Annotated in this window: 16 protein-coding genes; 9 read left to right on the forward strand and 7 right to left on the reverse strand. The window is 72.0% G+C overall.

Translation table 11 applies throughout. From position 1 onward, the window contains the following. The first annotated feature begins 11 nt into the window (after nucleotides 1-11). The 3 genes from cobC to cobA are packed head-to-tail and all read left to right on the forward strand — an operon-like array spanning nucleotide 12 to nucleotide 3,371. Nucleotides 12-1,076: an Rv2231c family pyridoxal phosphate-dependent protein CobC gene (gene cobC / locus ACSP50_RS06060; RefSeq protein ID WP_231956876.1), complete on the forward strand. Its 1,065-nt coding sequence runs from the start codon at nucleotides 12-14 to the stop codon at nucleotides 1,074-1,076. A 47-nt stretch (nucleotides 1,077-1,123) separates the two neighbouring features. Then, nucleotides 1,124-2,125, forward strand: a complete 1,002-nt coding sequence (cobT, locus tag ACSP50_RS06065; protein ID WP_231957004.1) for a nicotinate-nucleotide--dimethylbenzimidazole phosphoribosyltransferase — start codon at nucleotides 1,124-1,126, stop codon at nucleotides 2,123-2,125. A 37-nt stretch (nucleotides 2,126-2,162) separates the two neighbouring features. Beyond that, nucleotides 2,163-3,371 carry a uroporphyrinogen-III C-methyltransferase gene (gene cobA, locus ACSP50_RS06070; protein ID WP_014688276.1) on the forward strand — a complete coding sequence of 403 codons (1,209 nt, stop codon included), beginning with the start codon at nucleotides 2,163-2,165 and terminating at the stop codon, nucleotides 3,369-3,371. Between the two features lie 89 nt (nucleotides 3,372-3,460). On the opposite strand, the gene ACSP50_RS06075 is transcribed toward cobA, so the two are convergent. Beyond that, nucleotides 3,461-4,858 carry a trehalose-6-phosphate synthase gene (locus ACSP50_RS06075; RefSeq protein ID WP_014688277.1) on the reverse strand — a complete coding sequence of 466 codons (1,398 nt, stop codon included), beginning with the start codon at nucleotides 4,856-4,858 and terminating at the stop codon, nucleotides 3,461-3,463. A gap of 114 nt (nucleotides 4,859-4,972) precedes the next feature. Between ACSP50_RS06075 and ACSP50_RS06080 the strand changes: the two genes are divergently transcribed. The 5 genes from ACSP50_RS06080 (at nucleotide 4,973) to ACSP50_RS06100 (ending at nucleotide 9,222) form a co-directional block, all read left to right on the forward strand. Then, the gene (locus ACSP50_RS06080; RefSeq protein ID WP_063713998.1) at nucleotides 4,973-5,509 is read left to right on the forward strand and encodes a hypothetical protein; all 537 of its coding nucleotides are present in this window, start codon (nucleotides 4,973-4,975) and stop codon (nucleotides 5,507-5,509) included. Between the two features lie 96 nt (nucleotides 5,510-5,605). Then, entirely contained in the window at nucleotides 5,606-7,282 is a 1,677-nt protein-coding gene (ettA, locus tag ACSP50_RS06085) for an energy-dependent translational throttle protein EttA (RefSeq protein ID WP_014688279.1), read from the forward strand. 33 nt (nucleotides 7,283-7,315) lie between these two features. Next, entirely contained in the window at nucleotides 7,316-7,726 is a 411-nt protein-coding gene (locus tag ACSP50_RS06090) for a thioesterase family protein (protein WP_014688280.1), read from the forward strand. Further along, a complete protein-coding gene (locus ACSP50_RS06095) occupies nucleotides 7,726-8,385 on the forward strand; it encodes a hypothetical protein (RefSeq protein ID WP_014688281.1) in 660 nt (219 codons plus the stop codon). The genes ACSP50_RS06090 and ACSP50_RS06095 overlap by 1 nt, the downstream gene beginning before the upstream one ends. Before the next feature lie 129 nt (nucleotides 8,386-8,514). Next, nucleotides 8,515-9,222: a YbjN domain-containing protein gene (locus tag ACSP50_RS06100; protein ID WP_014688282.1), complete on the forward strand. Its 708-nt coding sequence runs from the start codon at nucleotides 8,515-8,517 to the stop codon at nucleotides 9,220-9,222. A gap of 501 nt (nucleotides 9,223-9,723) precedes the next feature. Here the strand turns inward: ACSP50_RS06100 and ACSP50_RS06105 are convergent. The 4 genes from ACSP50_RS06105 to ACSP50_RS06120 all read right to left on the reverse strand — a co-directional run bounded on the left by ACSP50_RS06105 (nucleotide 9,724) and on the right by ACSP50_RS06120 (nucleotide 13,964). Further along, nucleotides 9,724-10,986: a hypothetical protein gene (locus tag ACSP50_RS06105; RefSeq protein WP_014688283.1), complete on the reverse strand. Its 1,263-nt coding sequence runs from the start codon at nucleotides 10,984-10,986 to the stop codon at nucleotides 9,724-9,726. A 62-nt stretch (nucleotides 10,987-11,048) separates the two neighbouring features. Then, the gene (locus tag ACSP50_RS06110; RefSeq protein ID WP_043513620.1) at nucleotides 11,049-11,468 is read right to left on the reverse strand and encodes a globin; all 420 of its coding nucleotides are present in this window, start codon (nucleotides 11,466-11,468) and stop codon (nucleotides 11,049-11,051) included. Then, a complete protein-coding gene (locus tag ACSP50_RS06115; RefSeq protein WP_014688285.1) occupies nucleotides 11,465-12,823 on the reverse strand; it encodes an MFS transporter in 1,359 nt (452 codons plus the stop codon). Before ACSP50_RS06115 ends, ACSP50_RS06110 begins: the two co-directional genes overlap by 4 nt. A gap of 151 nt (nucleotides 12,824-12,974) precedes the next feature. Further along, on the reverse strand, nucleotides 12,975-13,964 hold the full coding sequence (locus tag ACSP50_RS06120; protein ID WP_063713999.1) for a mechanosensitive ion channel family protein: 990 nt from the start codon (nucleotides 13,962-13,964) through the stop codon (nucleotides 12,975-12,977). 277 nt (nucleotides 13,965-14,241) lie between these two features. Here ACSP50_RS06120 and ACSP50_RS06125 point away from each other — a divergent pair, with 277 nt between their 5' ends. Next, nucleotides 14,242-14,799: an HNH endonuclease gene (locus ACSP50_RS06125; protein WP_014688287.1), complete on the forward strand. Its 558-nt coding sequence runs from the start codon at nucleotides 14,242-14,244 to the stop codon at nucleotides 14,797-14,799. On the opposite strand, the gene ACSP50_RS06130 is transcribed toward ACSP50_RS06125, so the two are convergent. Both ACSP50_RS06130 and ACSP50_RS06135 read right to left on the reverse strand, forming a co-directional pair. Next, nucleotides 14,800-15,606, reverse strand: coding sequence for a class F sortase (locus ACSP50_RS06130; RefSeq protein ID WP_014688288.1), 807 nt, complete (start codon nucleotides 15,604-15,606; stop codon nucleotides 14,800-14,802). Between the two features lie 7 nt (nucleotides 15,607-15,613). Then, nucleotides 15,614-16,096 carry a hypothetical protein gene (locus ACSP50_RS06135; RefSeq protein WP_080127734.1) on the reverse strand — a complete coding sequence of 161 codons (483 nt, stop codon included), beginning with the start codon at nucleotides 16,094-16,096 and terminating at the stop codon, nucleotides 15,614-15,616. Nucleotides 16,097-16,196 lie beyond the last annotated feature (100 nt).

Raw genomic sequence — 16,196 nt, forward strand, 5'->3', positions numbered from 1 at the left:
ATGCTGTCCCGGTGACCCACGACCTTGATCATCACGGCGACGCGGAGGTGGGCGACGGCCTGATCGATCTCGCGGTCAACGTGCGCCACCAGGCGATGCCGGACTGGCTCGCCGACCCGATCCGGGAGGCGCTGACCCGGCTGTCCGCCTATCCGGACGCCACCGCCGCGACCGCCGCGATCGCCGCCCGGCACCGGCGTGACCCGGCCGAGGTGCTGCTCACCGCGGGGGCCGCGCAGGGTTTCGTGCTGCTCGCCCAGGCGCTGCGCGGGGCCCGCCGGCCGGTCGTGGTGCACCCGCAGTTCACCGAGCCGGAGGCGGCGCTGCGCAACGCCGGGCACACCGTCGAGCGGGTGCTGCTGCGCGAGGCGGACGGCTTCTGCCTCGACCCGGGGCTGGTCCCGGACGACGCCGACCTGGTCTTCGTCGGCAATCCCACCAACCCGACCTCGGTGCTGCACCCGGCCGCGGACGTGGCGAGGCTGGCCCGGCCCGGTCGCGTGCTGGTGGTCGACGAGGCGTTCGCCGACACCACGTACCGCGACGATCGTCCCGGCGAACCGGAATCGTTGACCGAGCGTCGCGACCTGCCCGGGCTGGTAGTGCTGCGCAGCCTGACCAAGACCTGGGGCCTGGCCGGTCTGCGGATCGGCTACCTGCTGGGTCCGGCCGCCCTGCTGCCCCGGCTCGCCGCGGCGCAGCCGCTCTGGGCGGTCTCCACGCCGGCGCTGGCGGCGGCATCGGCCTGTGCCTCGCCGATCGCGGTCGCCGCCGAGCGCGAGATCGCGGCCGCGCTCGCGGCCGAGCGGGCCCACCTGGTGGAACGGCTGCGGGAGGTGCCGAAGGTCACGGTCGCCGGTCATCCGGCGTCCGCTTTTGTTGCCGTACGCCTGCCCGGGGCCGATCGGATACGCACCCACCTGCGGGAACGTGGCTACGCGGTGCGCCGCGGCGACACCTTCCCGGGCCTGGGCCCCGACTGGCTCCGGATAGCGGTGCGCGACACTGCCACCACGGACCGATTCGTGCAGACTCTGCGAGAAGTGATCGGCGATGTGAGCGAGGAGCGACCGTGACCCTGGAGACCACCCTGGCGGCCATCCGCCCGGCCGACGAGCGGGCCATGGCCGCCGCTCGCGAGCTGCAGTCCCGGCTGACCAAGCCGGCCGGCTCACTGGGCGCGCTGGAGGAGCTGTCGGTGCGCCTGGCCGGGCTGGCCGGGGTCTGCCCGCCGCCGCTGCCCGCGCCGGCCACCGTCGCGGTCTTCGCCGGCGACCACGGCGTGCACGCGCAGGGTGTCACCCCGTGGCCGCAGGAGGTCACCGCGCAGATGGTGGCGAACTTCGTGGCCGGCGGCGCGGTGGTCAACGCGTTCGCCCGGCAGGCCGGCGCGGACGTGATGGTGGTCGACGCCGGGGTGAAGATCCCGCTGCACGGCGGGCCCAACCTGCTGGACGCCAACATCCGGCGCGGCACCCGGGACATGACCGTCGAGCCGGCGCTGACCCGCGAGGAGGCCCGGGCCGCCGTCGAGCTCGGCGCCGCGGTCGCCGCCCAGCTCGTCGCCGCCGGTGCGCGATGCCTGCTCACCGGTGACATGGGGATCGCCAACACGACGCCCGCCGCGGCCCTGATCGCGGTCTTCACCGGCAGCGCGCCGGCCGTGGTGACCGGGCGCGGCACCGGCATCGACGACGCCACCCTGGCCCGCAAGACCGAGGTGATCGCGGCCGCGCTGGCCCGGCACACCCCGGACCCGGCCGACCCGCTCGGCGCACTGGCCACGGTCGGCGGCCTGGAGCACGCCGCGCTGACCGGTTTCATCCTCGGCGCGGCCGCCGCCCGGGTGCCGGTGATCGTGGACGGGGTGATCGCCGCCTCGGCCGCGCTGGCCGCCGCCGCGTTCGCCCCGGACGCGGTCGCCGCGATGGTCGCCGGGCACCGTTCGGCCGAGCCGGGTGCCACCGTCGCCCTGTCCCACCTGGGCCTGGAGCCGCTGATCGACCTCGGGATGCGCCTCGGCGAGGGTAGCGGCGCGGTGCTGGCCCTACCGATCGTCGCGGCCGCGGTCCGGGTTCTGCACGAGGTCGCCACGTTCGATTCGGCGGGGGTCTCAGAGAAGTGACCGGCCGCACCGTGACCGGAAGAGCCCAGGAGACGACATGAGCCTCTATCCCCTCGCCCTCCGGCTGGAGGGCCGTCGCGTGCTGGTGGTCGGCGGCGGCTCGGTCGCCACCCGCCGGGTGCCCGCGCTGATCGCGGCCGGCGCCCGGGTCGACATCGTCTCGCCGGTGCTCACCCCGGCGCTGCAGGCGTACGTCGACGCCGGCCGGGCCCGCTGGACACCGCGGCGCTTCGAGCCGGCCGACGTGGCCGGCGCCTGGCTGGTCCACGTCGCGGTCGACGACCCGGAGGCGGCCGCGCAGGTCAGCGACGCGGCCGAGGAACACCGGATCTTCTGCGTCCGCGCCGACGACCGGGACGCCGCGACCGCCTGGACGCCCGCCGTCACCCGGCACGGCCAGGTGACCGTCGCGGTGACCGACGGTGGTGACCGGCGGCGGGCCATGGCGGTCCGTGACCTGGTGGCGCACGCGCTGGAGGCGGCACCCCCGGTCGCCCCCGAGCTCAAGGGCGTCGCGCTGGTCGGCGCCGGGCCGGGCGACCCGGAGCTGATCACGGTGAAGGGCCGCCGCCTGCTGGCCGCCGCCGACGTGGTGGTCGCCGACCGGCTGGTCCCCGGGATGCTGCTGGGCGAGCTGCGGCCGGAGGTCGAGCTGATCGACGCCGCCAAGATCCCGTACGGGCCGTCGGCCGCCCAGGAGGAGATCAACCGGATCCTGGTCGACCGGGCACTGCAGGGCAGATTCGTGGTCCGGCTCAAGGGCGGTGACAACTTCGTCTTCGGCCGCGGCGGTGAGGAGGCCCTGGCCTGCGCCGAGGCCGGCGTCCCGGTGCTGGTGGTGCCCGGGGTGACCAGCTCGATCGCGGCGCCCGCACTGGCCGGCGTGCCGGTCACCCACCGCGGGGTGGCGCACGAGTTCACGGTCATCTCCGGGCACATTCCGCCGGAGCACGCCGACTCACTGGTCGACTGGGCCGCCCTGGCCCGGCTGCGCGGCACCCTGGTGGTGCTGATGGGGCTGAAGAACCTGGCGAAGATCGCCGGCCGGCTGATCGCCGAGGGCCGGGACGCGGCCACCCCGGTCGCGGTGATCCAGGAGGGGTCGACCGCGCACCAGCGGTCCCTGCGCAGCACCCTGGGAGCGGTCGCGCAGGACGTGGCGGCGGCCGGCATCCGGCCCCCGGCGGTCGTGGTGATCGGCGAGGTGGTGAGCGCGACGGCCGGGTTCACCCCGGCAGCCGGCTGAGCCGCGCTGAGGCGAGAGGGCGGCGGCAGACGACGTACCACTCCATGATCGGCGCCGGGCCGCAGCGGCCCGGCGCCGGAGAGATCGCCTCAGCTCTCGTCGTCGACGGTGAGTTCGTCCAGGAACGTGCGGGCCCACCGGGCGACGTCGTGGGTGCGCAGATGCCGCTGCATCACCCGCATCCGCCGCTTGAGCTCGGCCGGCTCCGCGTTGATCGCCCGCAGCAGCGCGTCCTTCACCCCGTCCGGGTCGTGCGGGTTGCACAGGAACGACTGGCGCAGCTCGGTGGCCGCGCCGGCGAACTCGCTGAGCACCAGGGCGCCCCCGGTGTCACCGCGGCAGGCGATGTACTCCTTCGCGACCAGGTTCATCCCGTCCCGCAGCGGGGTCACCATCATCACGTCGGCGGCCGCGTACATCGCGGCGAGCTCCTGCTTGTCGACCGACTGGTGCAGGTAGTGCACCGCCGGCGTGCCGACCTTGCCGAACTCGCCGTTGATCCGGCCGACCTCACGCTCGACCTTGACCCGCAGCGTCTGGTAATGCTCGACCCGCTCCCGGCTCGGCGTTGCGACCTGCACCATCACCGCGTCGCCGACCTGCAGTTTCTCGTCGGCCAGCAGCTCGCGGAAGGCCTTGAGGCGCAGCTCGATGCCCTTGGTGTAATCCAGCCGGTCGACGCCGAGGATGACCGTCTTGGGATCGCCCAGCTCGGCGCGGATCTGCTTGGCCCGGGCCTGCACCGCCGGGTCGGCGGCCAGCCGCTCCATGTCCCGGGTGTCGATGCTGATCGGGAACGCCCCGGCCTTCACCCGCCGGCCGTCGACCAGGATCGACTGGCCCTCGTAGCGCAGGCCGAGCAGGTGCCGGGCCAGCCGGACGAAGTTCTGCGCGGCCAGTCGCTGCTGGAAGCCGACCAGGTCGGCGCCGAGCAGACCGCGCAGGATCTCGGCCCGGAACGGCATCTGCATGAACAGTTCGATCGGCGGGAACGGGATGTGCAGGAAGAAGCCGATCCGCAGGTCGGGCCGCATCTCCCGGAGCATCGCGGGCACCAGCTGGAGCTGGTAGTCCTGCACCCAGACGGTGGCGCCCTCGGCCGCGACGTCCGCGGCCGCCTCGGCGAACCGCTGATTGACCGTACGGTACGAGTCGCGCCAGCGGCGCTTGTAGGCCGGCGTCTCCACCGCGTCGTGGTAGAGCGGCCAGATCGTCGCGTTCGACTGACCCTCGTAATAACGTTCCAGCTCGTCGGCGCTCAACGGCACCGGGTGGATGTGGATGCCCTCGAGATCGAACGGCTCGGGCGCCGGTCCGTCGCCGCCCGCCCATCCGATCCAGGTGCCGCGATGCTCGGTGAGCACCGGATGCAACGCCGTGACCAGGCCTCCCGGACTGGACCGCCACTGCTTCTCCCCGCTGGGCAGGGTGACCTCGTCAACGGGCAGACGGTTGGCGACGACGACGAAGGAACTTCGTTGGGCCACGCTGAGTACACCTCCGGGTGGTTTCTGTTCCCCTAGCGAGCCTACTGTGCGTAGCCACCAAGGAACGTACCCACTCTGCTCTCGGGGTCTTGACTTGGATGCCATCCTGTCCCGGTGACACCCCTCGATGATCATTCCCAGCCGTGGCGGCCGATCTTCTTTCCTGTGGTGATCGCCACGGTGTTGCTGACCATCATCGGCATGATCGGCGGGTATCTGCTCAGCGAGCGTCGCGACGCCCGGGGCACCGCCAGGCCCTCCGCCTCGGCCACCACCGACGCCTCCGACGGGCCGTCGTTGCTGCCCACCGAGGGGTTGTGCCCCGACCAGACCCAGGAGATGGGGCACCGCAACGGCGCGACCGGCGACCTGCTGCAGGTGTTCCGCGTCACCACCGAGCGCAAGACGGTGATCTGGATCTGCCAGGACGACCGGGGGCGGCTGTTCTACCACGCCAACCGCGGTGGCACCGCCGCGCCGTGGAAGGAGGGGGTCACCGCGCTGTTTTTGGCCGGAGTGACGAGGCAGGACGACGGCAGTTTCCAGGCGGTCGCGCCGCAGGACGGCAACACCTTTTCGATCAACCGGGAGCGGCTGCTGGTCACCAAGTCGGACGGGACCGAGGCGGAACAGCGGGTGGTCGGCGACTGACCGGCGGGGTTGGCGTAGGCGACGGTGAGCCGACCTGGAAGGATTGCCTTTTGATTCCGGCATGAGAAATCCACGATCTCGGAGGTAGGGCACACCGTGGCCCAGTACATCTACGTCCTGGAAAAGGCGCGCAAGGCGCACGGCGACAAGGTCGTGCTCGACAACGTGACGCTGAGCTTCCTGCCGGGCGCCAAGATCGGTGTCGTCGGCCCGAACGGCGCCGGTAAGTCCAGCCTGCTCAAAATCATGGCGGGGCTCGACAAGACGAGCAACGGCGAGGCCCGGTTGATGCCCGGCTACACCGTCGGCATGCTCGCGCAGGAGCCGCCGCTCAACGACGCGAAGACGGTCCTCGGCAACATCGAGGAGGCGGTCGCCGAGACCAAGGCCAAGCTGGACCGGTTCAACAAGATCGCCGAGCAGATGGCGACCGACTACTCCGACGAGCTGATGGACGAGATGGGCAAGCTCCAGGAGGAGCTCGACCACCTCGACGCGTGGGACGTCGACTCCAAGCTCGAGCTGGCGATGGACGCGCTGCGCTGCCCGCCGCCGGACGCCGACGTCACCCAGCTCTCCGGTGGCGAGCGCCGCCGGGTCGCGCTGTGCAAGCTGCTGCTCGAGGCGCCCGACCTGCTGCTGCTCGACGAGCCCACCAACCACCTCGACGCGGAGAGCGTGAGCTGGCTGGAGCAGCACCTGGCCAAGTACGCGGGTACCGTCCTGGCGATCACCCACGACCGGTACTTCCTGGACAACGTGGCCGGCTGGATCCTGGAGCTGGACCGCGGCCGGGCGATCGGGTACGAGGGCAACTACTCGACGTACCTGGAGAAGAAGGCGGCGCGCCTGGCGGTCGAGGGCCGCAAGGACGCCAAGATGAAGAAGCGCCTCACCGAGGAGCTGGAGTGGGTGCGCTCCAACGCCAAGGCCCGCCAGACCAAGTCGAAGTCCCGGCTCGACCGGTACGAGGAGATGGCCGCCGAGGCGGAGAAGACCCGGAAGCTGGACTTCGAGGAGATCCAGATCCCGCCGGGCCCGCGCCTGGGCAACACCGTCATCGAGGTCAACGGCCTGACCAAGGGCTTCGAGGGCCGCACGCTGATCAACAACCTGTCGTTCTCGCTGCCGCGCAACGGCATCGTCGGCATCATCGGCCCGAACGGCGTCGGCAAGACCACGCTGTTCAAGACCATCGTCGGGCTGGAGCAGCCGGACGAGGGCTCGGTGCGGATCGGTGAGACGGTCAAGCTTTCGTACGTCGATCAGAGCCGCGCCGGTCTCGACCCCACCAAGACGCTGTGGGAGGTGGTCTCCGACGGCCTCGACCACATGATGGTCGGTAAGGTCGAGATGCCCTCCCGGGCGTACGTGGCGGCCTTCGGCTTCAAGGGCCCGGACCAGCAGAAGCCGACCAAGGTGTTGTCCGGTGGTGAGCGCAACCGGCTCAACCTCGCGATGACGCTGAAGATCGGCGGCAACGTGATCCTGCTCGACGAGCCGACCAACGACCTGGACGTGGAGACGCTGTCCAGCCTGGAGAACGCGCTGCTGGAGTTCCCCGGCTGCGCCGTGGTGATCTCCCACGACCGGATGTTCCTCGACCGGGTGGCCACCCACATGCTCGCGTGGGAGGGCACCGACGAGGAGCCGGACAAGTGGTTCTGGTTCGAGGGCAACTTCGAGGCGTACGAGAAGAACAAGATCGACCGCCTCGGCGCCGACGCGGCCCGCCCGCACCGGGTGACGTACCGCAAGCTCACCCGTGACTGAGCCGGCCCCGCGGGTCACCACCGAAGTGGGATCATGAGTAGGCGATTCACCTACGACGTGCCCGTGCGCTGGTCCGACATGGACGCGTACGGGCACGTCAACAACGCGCGCTTCCTCACCCTGTACGAGGAGGCGCGCGTGGCGATGTTCTTCGTCGGGGCGCGCAACCACGGCCTCGGCTCGTTCGAGGAGGGCATCGTGATCGCCCGCCACGAGATCGACTATCTGCGCCCGGTGGACTTCGGCGAGCCGGTCCGCGTCGAAATGTGGATCTCCGAGCTGCGGGCGGCCGCGTTCACCGTGTCGTACGAGCTGTTCGACGACGGCGTGCTGGCCAGCCGGGCGAAATCGGTGTGCGTGCCCTATCACCTGGCCGCCGGGCACCCGCGGCGGCTGACCGACGCCGAACGCGACTTCCTGAAGCCCTACGTCGAGGTGGCCTGATGTCCGGGCACGGCCTGCTCGGGGTGCCGGACGCCGGCGCGTTCCTGGCTCGGCTGACCCGGCTCGACCCGGGCGCCCCGGTGCGGCTGCGCTCCACCGCCGGCCGCACCGCGCTCTGGGCCCACCTGCCGTGGGACGTGCTGGTCACCCGCGAGGTGGCAGGACCCGGGCCGGGCGACGCCACGGTGTCCGCGGCGGAGCTGCTGGCCGTGCTGGCCGCCGGCGGCGCGGAGCTGCCGGAGCGCCGGGACACCCGGTGGCGCTGGCCGCTGCCGCCGGCCGCGAGCACCGCGGTCGAGTCGGTGGCCGGCGCCGAACTGACCCGGCTGGCCGCCGCGGCCGCCGGCACCCTGCGCGAGGTGACCGCGGGCGGGGTCGCCGGGCGCGCCGTCGGGCAGCGGGCGGTCCGCGACGCGCTCCTGGACCACGTCGCGCTTGTCGTCACCCCGGAGGGAGCAGGTCCGGTCGAGGTGTCCCAGCGGCTCGTCCAGGCGGTGGCGCGAATGGGATTTCTCGGTCCTCGCGGCGCCGAGCCGGCGGACGCCCGCGTGCGCACAGCGGGGTCCTGGGTGGGAATTTCGGCACCATATGGAGTCGCGTGGCGACAGAGCGCCCACAAATTGACCGTTATGCCGATGTCGAGTCACCCGAAAGGGTGAGGCCACATCGTTCTTCTGGTTTCGGCCTCCCGTTGGGGGGATGACCATTAGGAAACGGACGGGTACCGTCGGCCCTCGGATCTACTGCAACGTCCGGCAGCGGGTCTGTTGGGGAGCGAGGTGCACACGATGCCTTGGTGGTCATGGCGTCCGGGATCGTCCGCGGCGAACGAGCCGGACACCGGCGGCGAGGTGGCGGTGCAGAGCACCGTCCGCGTCGGAGTTCCGGCTCAGCGCGAGCCCGGCCGGACCGGGGTGCCGTCCGACAACGACCTGAGCCGCGGCGCCGACCGCGAGCCCGGTCGCGGCGCCGCCCCCGACCGTGTCCCCGAGTGCGAGCTCAGCCGCACCCCCGACCGTGAGCTCGGCCGCGGCGCGACCCCGTCCGATCTGTCGGCCGTCTCCGGCTCCGCCGAGGTGGTCGAGCCGGTCACGCTGGCCCGCATCGGCAAGGCCCTCGACCTGCTCGACATTCGGTTCCTCGCCGACGGCGGTGGCAGCCTCCTGGCCATGTGGGAGCGGCACGCGGTGCTGTTCACGCTGGAGGGTCCGGAGGACGAGATCCTGGTGATGCGGGCCCGTCCGCACGCGACCGTCCCGCCGGACTGGGCCGACCGGGCCTACCGGGTGGTCAACGAGTGGAACCACACCCGCCGGTTCTGCAAGGCCTATGTGGGGGACGCGACCGAGCGCGGGCAGCTGCCGATCTACGCCGAGCTGCAGGTGCCGCTGGCCGCCGGCGCCCACGACACGCTGCTGGTGGAGCTGCTCGACTGCGGCGCCGCGGTCGCCACGTCGTTCGTGGACTGGCTCCACGACGAGGGCGCCCTGCTCTGACGGGCGCGCCGTGGGCTGCTCCGGCGGCTGCCCCGTGAGCTGCGCTGACGGGCGCGGACTGATCTGACGGGCGCGCCGTCGGCTGCTCTGGCGGCTGCCCCGTGAGCTGCGCTGACGGGCGCGGACTGATCTGACGGGCGCGCCGTCGGCTGCTCTGGCGGCTGCCCCGTGAGCTGCGCTGACAGGCGCGGACTGATCTGACGGGCGCGCCATGGGCTGCCCTGGCGGACGCCTCGCGGGCTGCGACGTGGGGCAGGATGCGGGGAAGCGCCCGGGGAGGGCAGGCGCGGGGTTGGTTCTCGGTGACCACCCGCGGATGTAGGACCGGAGGGCTTCGCGGTCTGGACGCGTAGCGGCCAGCGAAGCCCGCAGGGACCCTCGGCGGGAGCGGCGATCAGTTGTCGGCCGCAGCGCACGACATCAAGATCTTGAAGTTGATGTGTCGTTTCACGCGCGGATGCCGCGGCCCGAACGGGAGCCGCGGCATCCGCTGCACGATCGTCAGTCGAGCGGGAACATGCCGATCCGGCCGTGGTACTCCTTGCCCAGCTGATCGGTGTCCGAGCCGACCAGCAGGCCGCGCGGCACCGTCAGGAAGGCGCGGACGCCGACGCCGCGGGCCCGGGTCGGGTTCCAGGACAGCGCCCTCCCGGTGATCGGGCTGACCGCCCCGATGCCCGGCCGGGAGACCGCCCCCGGCCCCGGACCGTTGCCGTCGGTGCCGTACGGGTTGTCGAACCAGCGCTGGTGTCCGCCCAGGTAGACGGCCGGCCCGGTGATCGCCACCGCGTAGAGGGAGTCGCCGCCGGTGCGCTGCACCCAGGTCGGATGCTGGCCGCCGGTGCGGTTGGTCTCGAAGCGGGCCGCCGAGTCGCAGAGCTTCTGGGCGGAGGAGGCCCGCCCGGTCGCGGCGACCACGAAGTAGGAGCCGTCCGGCGAGAATTTGACCTGCCGCAGGTAGGTGTCGAAGCCCTTCATGCACTGCGGCTTGTAGTCGTCGGTGTACCAGCCGCTGAGCTGGGCCGCGGAGCCGCCGACGTCGAAGAGGGCGATCTGGGTCCGGTCGGCGCTGCCGGCCCGCAGGAAGGCGCCGACCGCGACGAGTTTGCGGCCGTCCGCGGTGACGTCGAAGTGCTCGACCCGGACGCGGCTCAGGCCGGGGCCGGACAGGCGGGCGTCGAAGCCCCGGTCGACCGCGCCCGACTCGGCGTTCATCCGGGCCAGGCCGACCCGCTCGGTGCCGTTGATCGCGGAGAAGGTGCCACCGGCGTACAGGTCGTCGCCGCGGGTGGCGAGGGCCCGCACGTCGCCCCAGTTGACGTGGGCGCGGAATCCGGTGTCCCGGTTGCCGCTGCCCAGCCAGAGCCGGGTCAGCCCGCGGGAGGAGGCGCCGTTCACGGTCTTGAACGCGCCACCGGCGTAGACGGTGCCGTCGGCGCCGGGGGCGAGCGAGTAGATCGCGCCGTCGACCTCCGGGGCGAACGAGCGGATCGTGCCGTCGTTCAGGTCGAACGCGAAGATGTTCTTGCGGGCCAGGGTGGTGTGCCGGCCGGCGTCGGCGACCCGGGTGAAGGCGCCGCCGACGATGACCGTGTCACCGACGACGGCGAGCGCCCAGACGGTGCCGTCGAGTACGTGCGGGGTCCAGTCGACCGGGTTGGCCGAGACGATGCCGGACTGCGTGATGTCGGCCACCGCCGGCGGCGGGGAACCTCCCAGCGCGGCGAGGAAAACGGTGGCGACGGCCAGCAGGCGACGACGCATGGGGCGGCTCCCGGTGAGTGGACGGACAACCGATCAACGAGTCACCGGCGGCCGCGTCACGATCATCGAGGTGGCTCGACGGGATCCATCGTGTTCACCATGAAGTTCGCCGCGTGCTCCAGGTAGTTCCAGAGGGTCGTGCGGTGCGCGTCGTCGAGATCCAGCGAGTCGACCGCGGTGCGCATGTGTGTCAACCAGGCGTCCCGGGCGGCCGGGCCGACCGGGAAGGGGGCGTGCCGCATCCGCAGCCGGGGGTGGCCGCGGCCGGCCGAGTACGTGTTCGGGCCGCCCCAGTACTGCATCAGGAAGAGGGTCAGCCGGTCGGCGGCCGGGCCGAGATCCTCCTCCGGATACATCGGGCGCAGCAGCGGGTCCTCGGCGACGCCCTCGTAGAACTTGTCGACCAGGCGGCGGAACGTGGGTTCGCCGCCCACTTCGTCGTAGAAGGAGCTCACCGGACCATCCTGCCAGCCGCGGCTCAGGTGGCCGGTTCGGCCTGCCCCGCGGGCCGGGACGGTTGCTGCGGGACCGGCGCCGTGGCCTGCTCGGCGGCCGCCTCCCGCTCGGCGGCGGCGAAGCGTTCCCGGCTCGGCCACCGGAGCCCGATCAGGGCGACCGCGACCGCCCCGACGGCGCTCCACGACGCGACCACCAGCGGGATCCGGACGTGGTCCGCCAGCACGCCGGTGACCAGCACGGCGAGGAACTGGCTGGCCTGCACCCCGCTGCTCATCACGCCGAACGCGCGGGCCCGGTGGCTGAGCGGCAGGACCAGGACGAACGCGGCGTTCAGGGCGGGCAGGGCGGCGCCGGCCGCCATCCCGCACAGAGCGGTCAGCACCGCGACGGTGGTGCCCTGCGGGCCGGGCAGCACCGGCACCAGGCTCAGCGGAACCAGCACGGCCAGGATCGGCAGCAGCCGCCAGCGTCGCTCGACCGGGACCAGGTGGCTGAACAGCAGGCCGCCGGCGACGAAGCCGAGCGGCGCGGCCGCCATGATCAGACCCTGTTCGATCCCCTGCGGGATGCCCTTGGGGGTGGCCTCGGCGGCCCAGGAGGCGGCCAGGCCCTCCGGCACGACGCTGAAGGCGACGGTGGTGAGCACCACCACCGCGATCGGGCGCAGCACCGGATGCCCGAAGACCAGCCGGAAACCCTCGGCGGTCTCGGTCAGCAGGTGTCGGCGACGTTCCGGGCTGATCGCGCCGGGCCGGGTCTGCACCCCGGCGGCGACCAGCAGCACGGAGGCCGCGAAGGTGGCGACGTCCACGCCGAGGGCGACCCGCGGGCCGAGGCCGACCGCCAGCGCCGCGCCGGTCAGGTAGCCGACCACCTGGGCCATCTGCACGGTGCTGTTGGAGGTGACCAGCGCCAGGGTGAGGCGGTCCCGGCCGACCGCCAGCGGGTACAGCGCGGAGCGGGCCGCCTGCCCGGCGGGGGTGCCCAGGCTGGCCACCAGCACCACCAGCAGGATCAGCGCGGTGGGCAGGCCGGGGATCAGCAGCAGTGCGGTCAGCGCCATCCGGAACAGGTCGGAGGCGATCATCACCCGCCGGTGCGGGTAGCGGTCGCCGAGCGTGGCCAGCAGCGGGCCGACCAGGATGTTCGGCAGGTAGACCACGGCGAACGAGAACGCCGACAGCAGCACCGAGTGGGTCTGCTGATAGACCAGGACGGTCACCGCGGCGCGGGTCAGGAAGTCGCCGAGCACGCTGATGACCTGGGAGGCGTAGATCGCCCGGAACTCCCGCAGCGCGAGAAGGCTACGGAAGGTGACCGGGTGATCGCCTTCTGTAACCTTCGCGGCGTGCTGTGGGCCCTCCGGATCGTTGGCCACATGTCCTCCATCGACCGGCGTGAACGTGCTCGTGCAGATGCAAGAGCTGTTCCGGATTCTGCCCGATCGTTCTAGGGGAGGCTAGGGCGGTTGGCCCCATTTTTAGCCGTTCGGTGGAGGGCGTAACCTAATCGGGTCGCGTAAGCGCAGGTCAGGCCGTTCCGCCGGGCCGCTGGTCACCGATCGAAGACGAGGAATTTCCGGGCGTCGTGTACCAGGCGGGCGGCGGCACCGCGGACCGCGGGGCCAGCCGGGACGCGGCGATGCGCTCGGACATCCCGCTGCTCTCCAGCGCCTCGGCCAGCGCCCGGCGCAGCTCCCGCTGCACGGACGCCTGACTGTCCGCGGTGGTCTTGGCGATCGTCCGGATCGTGGCGCCGTCCACGGTCAGCTGCTCGACGCCGACCACGCTGGGCGGCTCGATGAACTCGGTCTGGTGCTCCGGATGCTCGGCCACCGCCGCGGCGGCCGTGCTGAGCACCGCGACCGCCTCCTCCGAGTTGACGAACCCGATCGGAATGTCGATCACCACCATGGCCCAGCCCTGGCTCTTGTTGCCGACCCGGACGATCTCGCCGTTGCGGATGTACCACAGCACGCCGCGCGAGTCGCGGACCGTGGTGATCCGCAGGCCGACGCTCTCCACCACGCCGGTGGCCTCGCCCAGGTCGACCGTGTCGCCCACCCCGTACTGATCCTCCAGCAGCATGAACAGGCCGGCGATCAGATCCTTGACCAGGCTCTGCGCGCCGAAGCCGAGGGCCACCCCGACGATCCCGGCACTGGCCAGCAGCGGGCCCAGGTTGAAGCCGAACTCGCCCATCACCAGCAGCGCCGCCATGGTGAAGACCACCGCGCTGACGAAGCTGCGCAGCACCGAGCCGATCGCCTCGGCCCGCTGCCGGCGGCGCTCCGGGATGAACTGTGCGTCCTCGGCGGTGACGTCGGACCGCTCCTTCAGCGGCTTGAGCAGCGCCGGCATCGCGGCCCGGGAGGTGCTGGCGGTGAGCCGGGTGATCATCCGGTGCAGCAGCCAGCGGATCAGCATGGCGATCGCGATGATCGCGATGATCCGGACCGGTTTGACCACGATCACGTAACCGCTCTGGGCGATCCAGCCCGGCACGTCGTGGTGGGTCATCCAGTTGCACACCGAGTCCTCGGTGCACGACTTGGTCAGGTTGACCGTCGGAAGACTGGGATCGGGAGTTGACGGAGCAAGGAACACGGGGAGTCAAGGTACCGGGTCCGGCTGGGTGGATGACGTCAGACGTTTACCGTCCGGCTACAGATAACGCTCGCAATTTGGTCATCCATCAGGGACTATTGGCGCACAGGCTTCGTCAGCGAGGCCCAGATCACACACGGCTGAGCTACGGGAGCGCTACACAGCAACGGACACCGGAAAGGTGATCAGGATGCCTGACATACGACCCACAGTGGGCTCTTCCGCGTTGGTGCTGAACGCTACCTACGAGCCGCTGTGCGTCGTATCGGTGCGTCGGGCGACCATCCTCGTCCTCACCGACAAGGCGGAGTGCGTGTCCGACGGCGACGGCATCCTGCACAGCGCGCACGAGCAGCTCCCGGTCCCGTCCGTGGTCCGCCTCACGCGGTATGTGAAGGTGCCCTACCGCACCCATGTCGGGCTCTCCCGCCGGGCCATCTTCGCCCGGGACGGCGGCCGCTGCGCCTACTGCCGGGGCTCCGCCGAGACCATCGACCACGTCTTTCCGCGCAGCCGCGGTGGTTTGCACGCCTGGGACAACGTGGTGGCCGCCTGCGCCAAGTGCAACCACAGCAAGGGTGACAAGACCCCGGCCGAGCTCGGCTGGCGGCTGCATGCGATACCGCAGGCGCCGCGCGGGGTGGCCTGGCGGGTGCTCGGGCACCGGACGCCCGATCCCCGCTGGATGGACTGGCTCGACCTGCCCGACAATCACGCCGCCCCGGCCCTGGAAGCCGAGGCGGCGTAATCATTTCCGGGAGTCGATCAGCGAGGCGTAGACGACCACATTGTCGGAGTAGCCCTGCTCGCCCCCGAGCCACCGCCCGCCACAGGTCATGAGCCGCAGCGACGGCCGGCTGTAATCGCCGTACACCTTGCCCACCGGCAGCTGGTCCTTGTCGTAGTGCTCGACCGCGTTCACCTCGAAGACCGCCACCGTGCCGTCCGCGCGGCGCACCTCGATCCGCTGTTTCGGTTTGAGCCGGCCCAGGTCGTGGAAGACCGACGGCCCGGTGCGGGTGTCCGCGTGCCCGACGAACAGCGCCGGCCCGAACTGCCCCGGCGTCGGCCCGCCGTCGAACCAGCCCACCTCGTTGTGCCGGTTCAGCGGCGGCACGTCCACCGACCCGTCGCCGGCCAACCCGACCTGCAGGATCGGCGCATCGACCTTCAGCTCCGGAATGCTCAGCCGTTCCGGGCGGCTCGGCTCCAGCACCGGGAAGGAGCGCGGCGGCGGCGCGTCCGGGCCACGGAACATCCCCAGGTCGAAGCCGGTCGCCACGCCCAGGCCCATGCCGACCGCGAACAGGCCGAGAAAGAACAGGATCAGCGCGATCCAGCCGATCGGCCAGCGCCGGCGACGGCCCGGGGCGGGCCGGGGCGTGGGCGTACGGCGTGGCAGCGGCACCCGGAACGCCGGCCGGCCGCCCTGCGGGCGCGGGGCCGGCAACGGCCCGGTCACCGTCCCCGGCGGTGGGGCGGTGATCACCTGGGCCGGGCGTTTGCGGCGCACCGACTCCGGCACGTGCGGCGGCTTTCCGGTCGGGTCGGTCACCGCGGCCTCAGCCCACCCGCCGGCGGCGGATCGACACCAGGCCCAGCGCGGCGCCCGCGACCATGGCCACCAGGCCGCCGCCGACCAGCAGCGGCACGATCCGCTCCGGGGCGGTGCCGCCGCCCCCGGTGGCCGGCCCGCGGCTCGGCTCCACCCGGGCGACCACGTGCAGGGTGGCGGTCGCCGTCCGGCCGTCCGGGCAGTGCAGGGTCACCGGGTAGTCGCCGGCCCGGTGCCCGACCGGCACCGTCGCGGTGGCGGTCAGGAAGCCGTACTGCGGCTCGACCGTGACCGACCCGATCGGGGCGGCGCTGACCGCGGCCGCCTTCAGGTTGTCGTCACAGGAGGCGCGCACCGAGACGGTGTCCCCGGCGCGCACGGTGCTCGGGTTCAGCTCGACGTAGACCACCGCGGCGGCCCGCGCGGCGGGTGGTGGCAGCAGCAGGACGGCGGCGAGCACCGGGAAAACGAGAGCGACGGCCAGGCGCATGGGATCCCCCCTCCAGGCCGTTCGCGTCGAAAAGCCCGCGGACGGCGCGTGAAGGTGATTTTCGCATCGCCACGCCCCATCCGCGTAGATCCCGACGGCG

Source organism: Actinoplanes sp. SE50/110, assembly GCF_900119315.1.
Classification (GTDB): domain Bacteria; phylum Actinomycetota; class Actinomycetes; order Mycobacteriales; family Micromonosporaceae; genus Actinoplanes.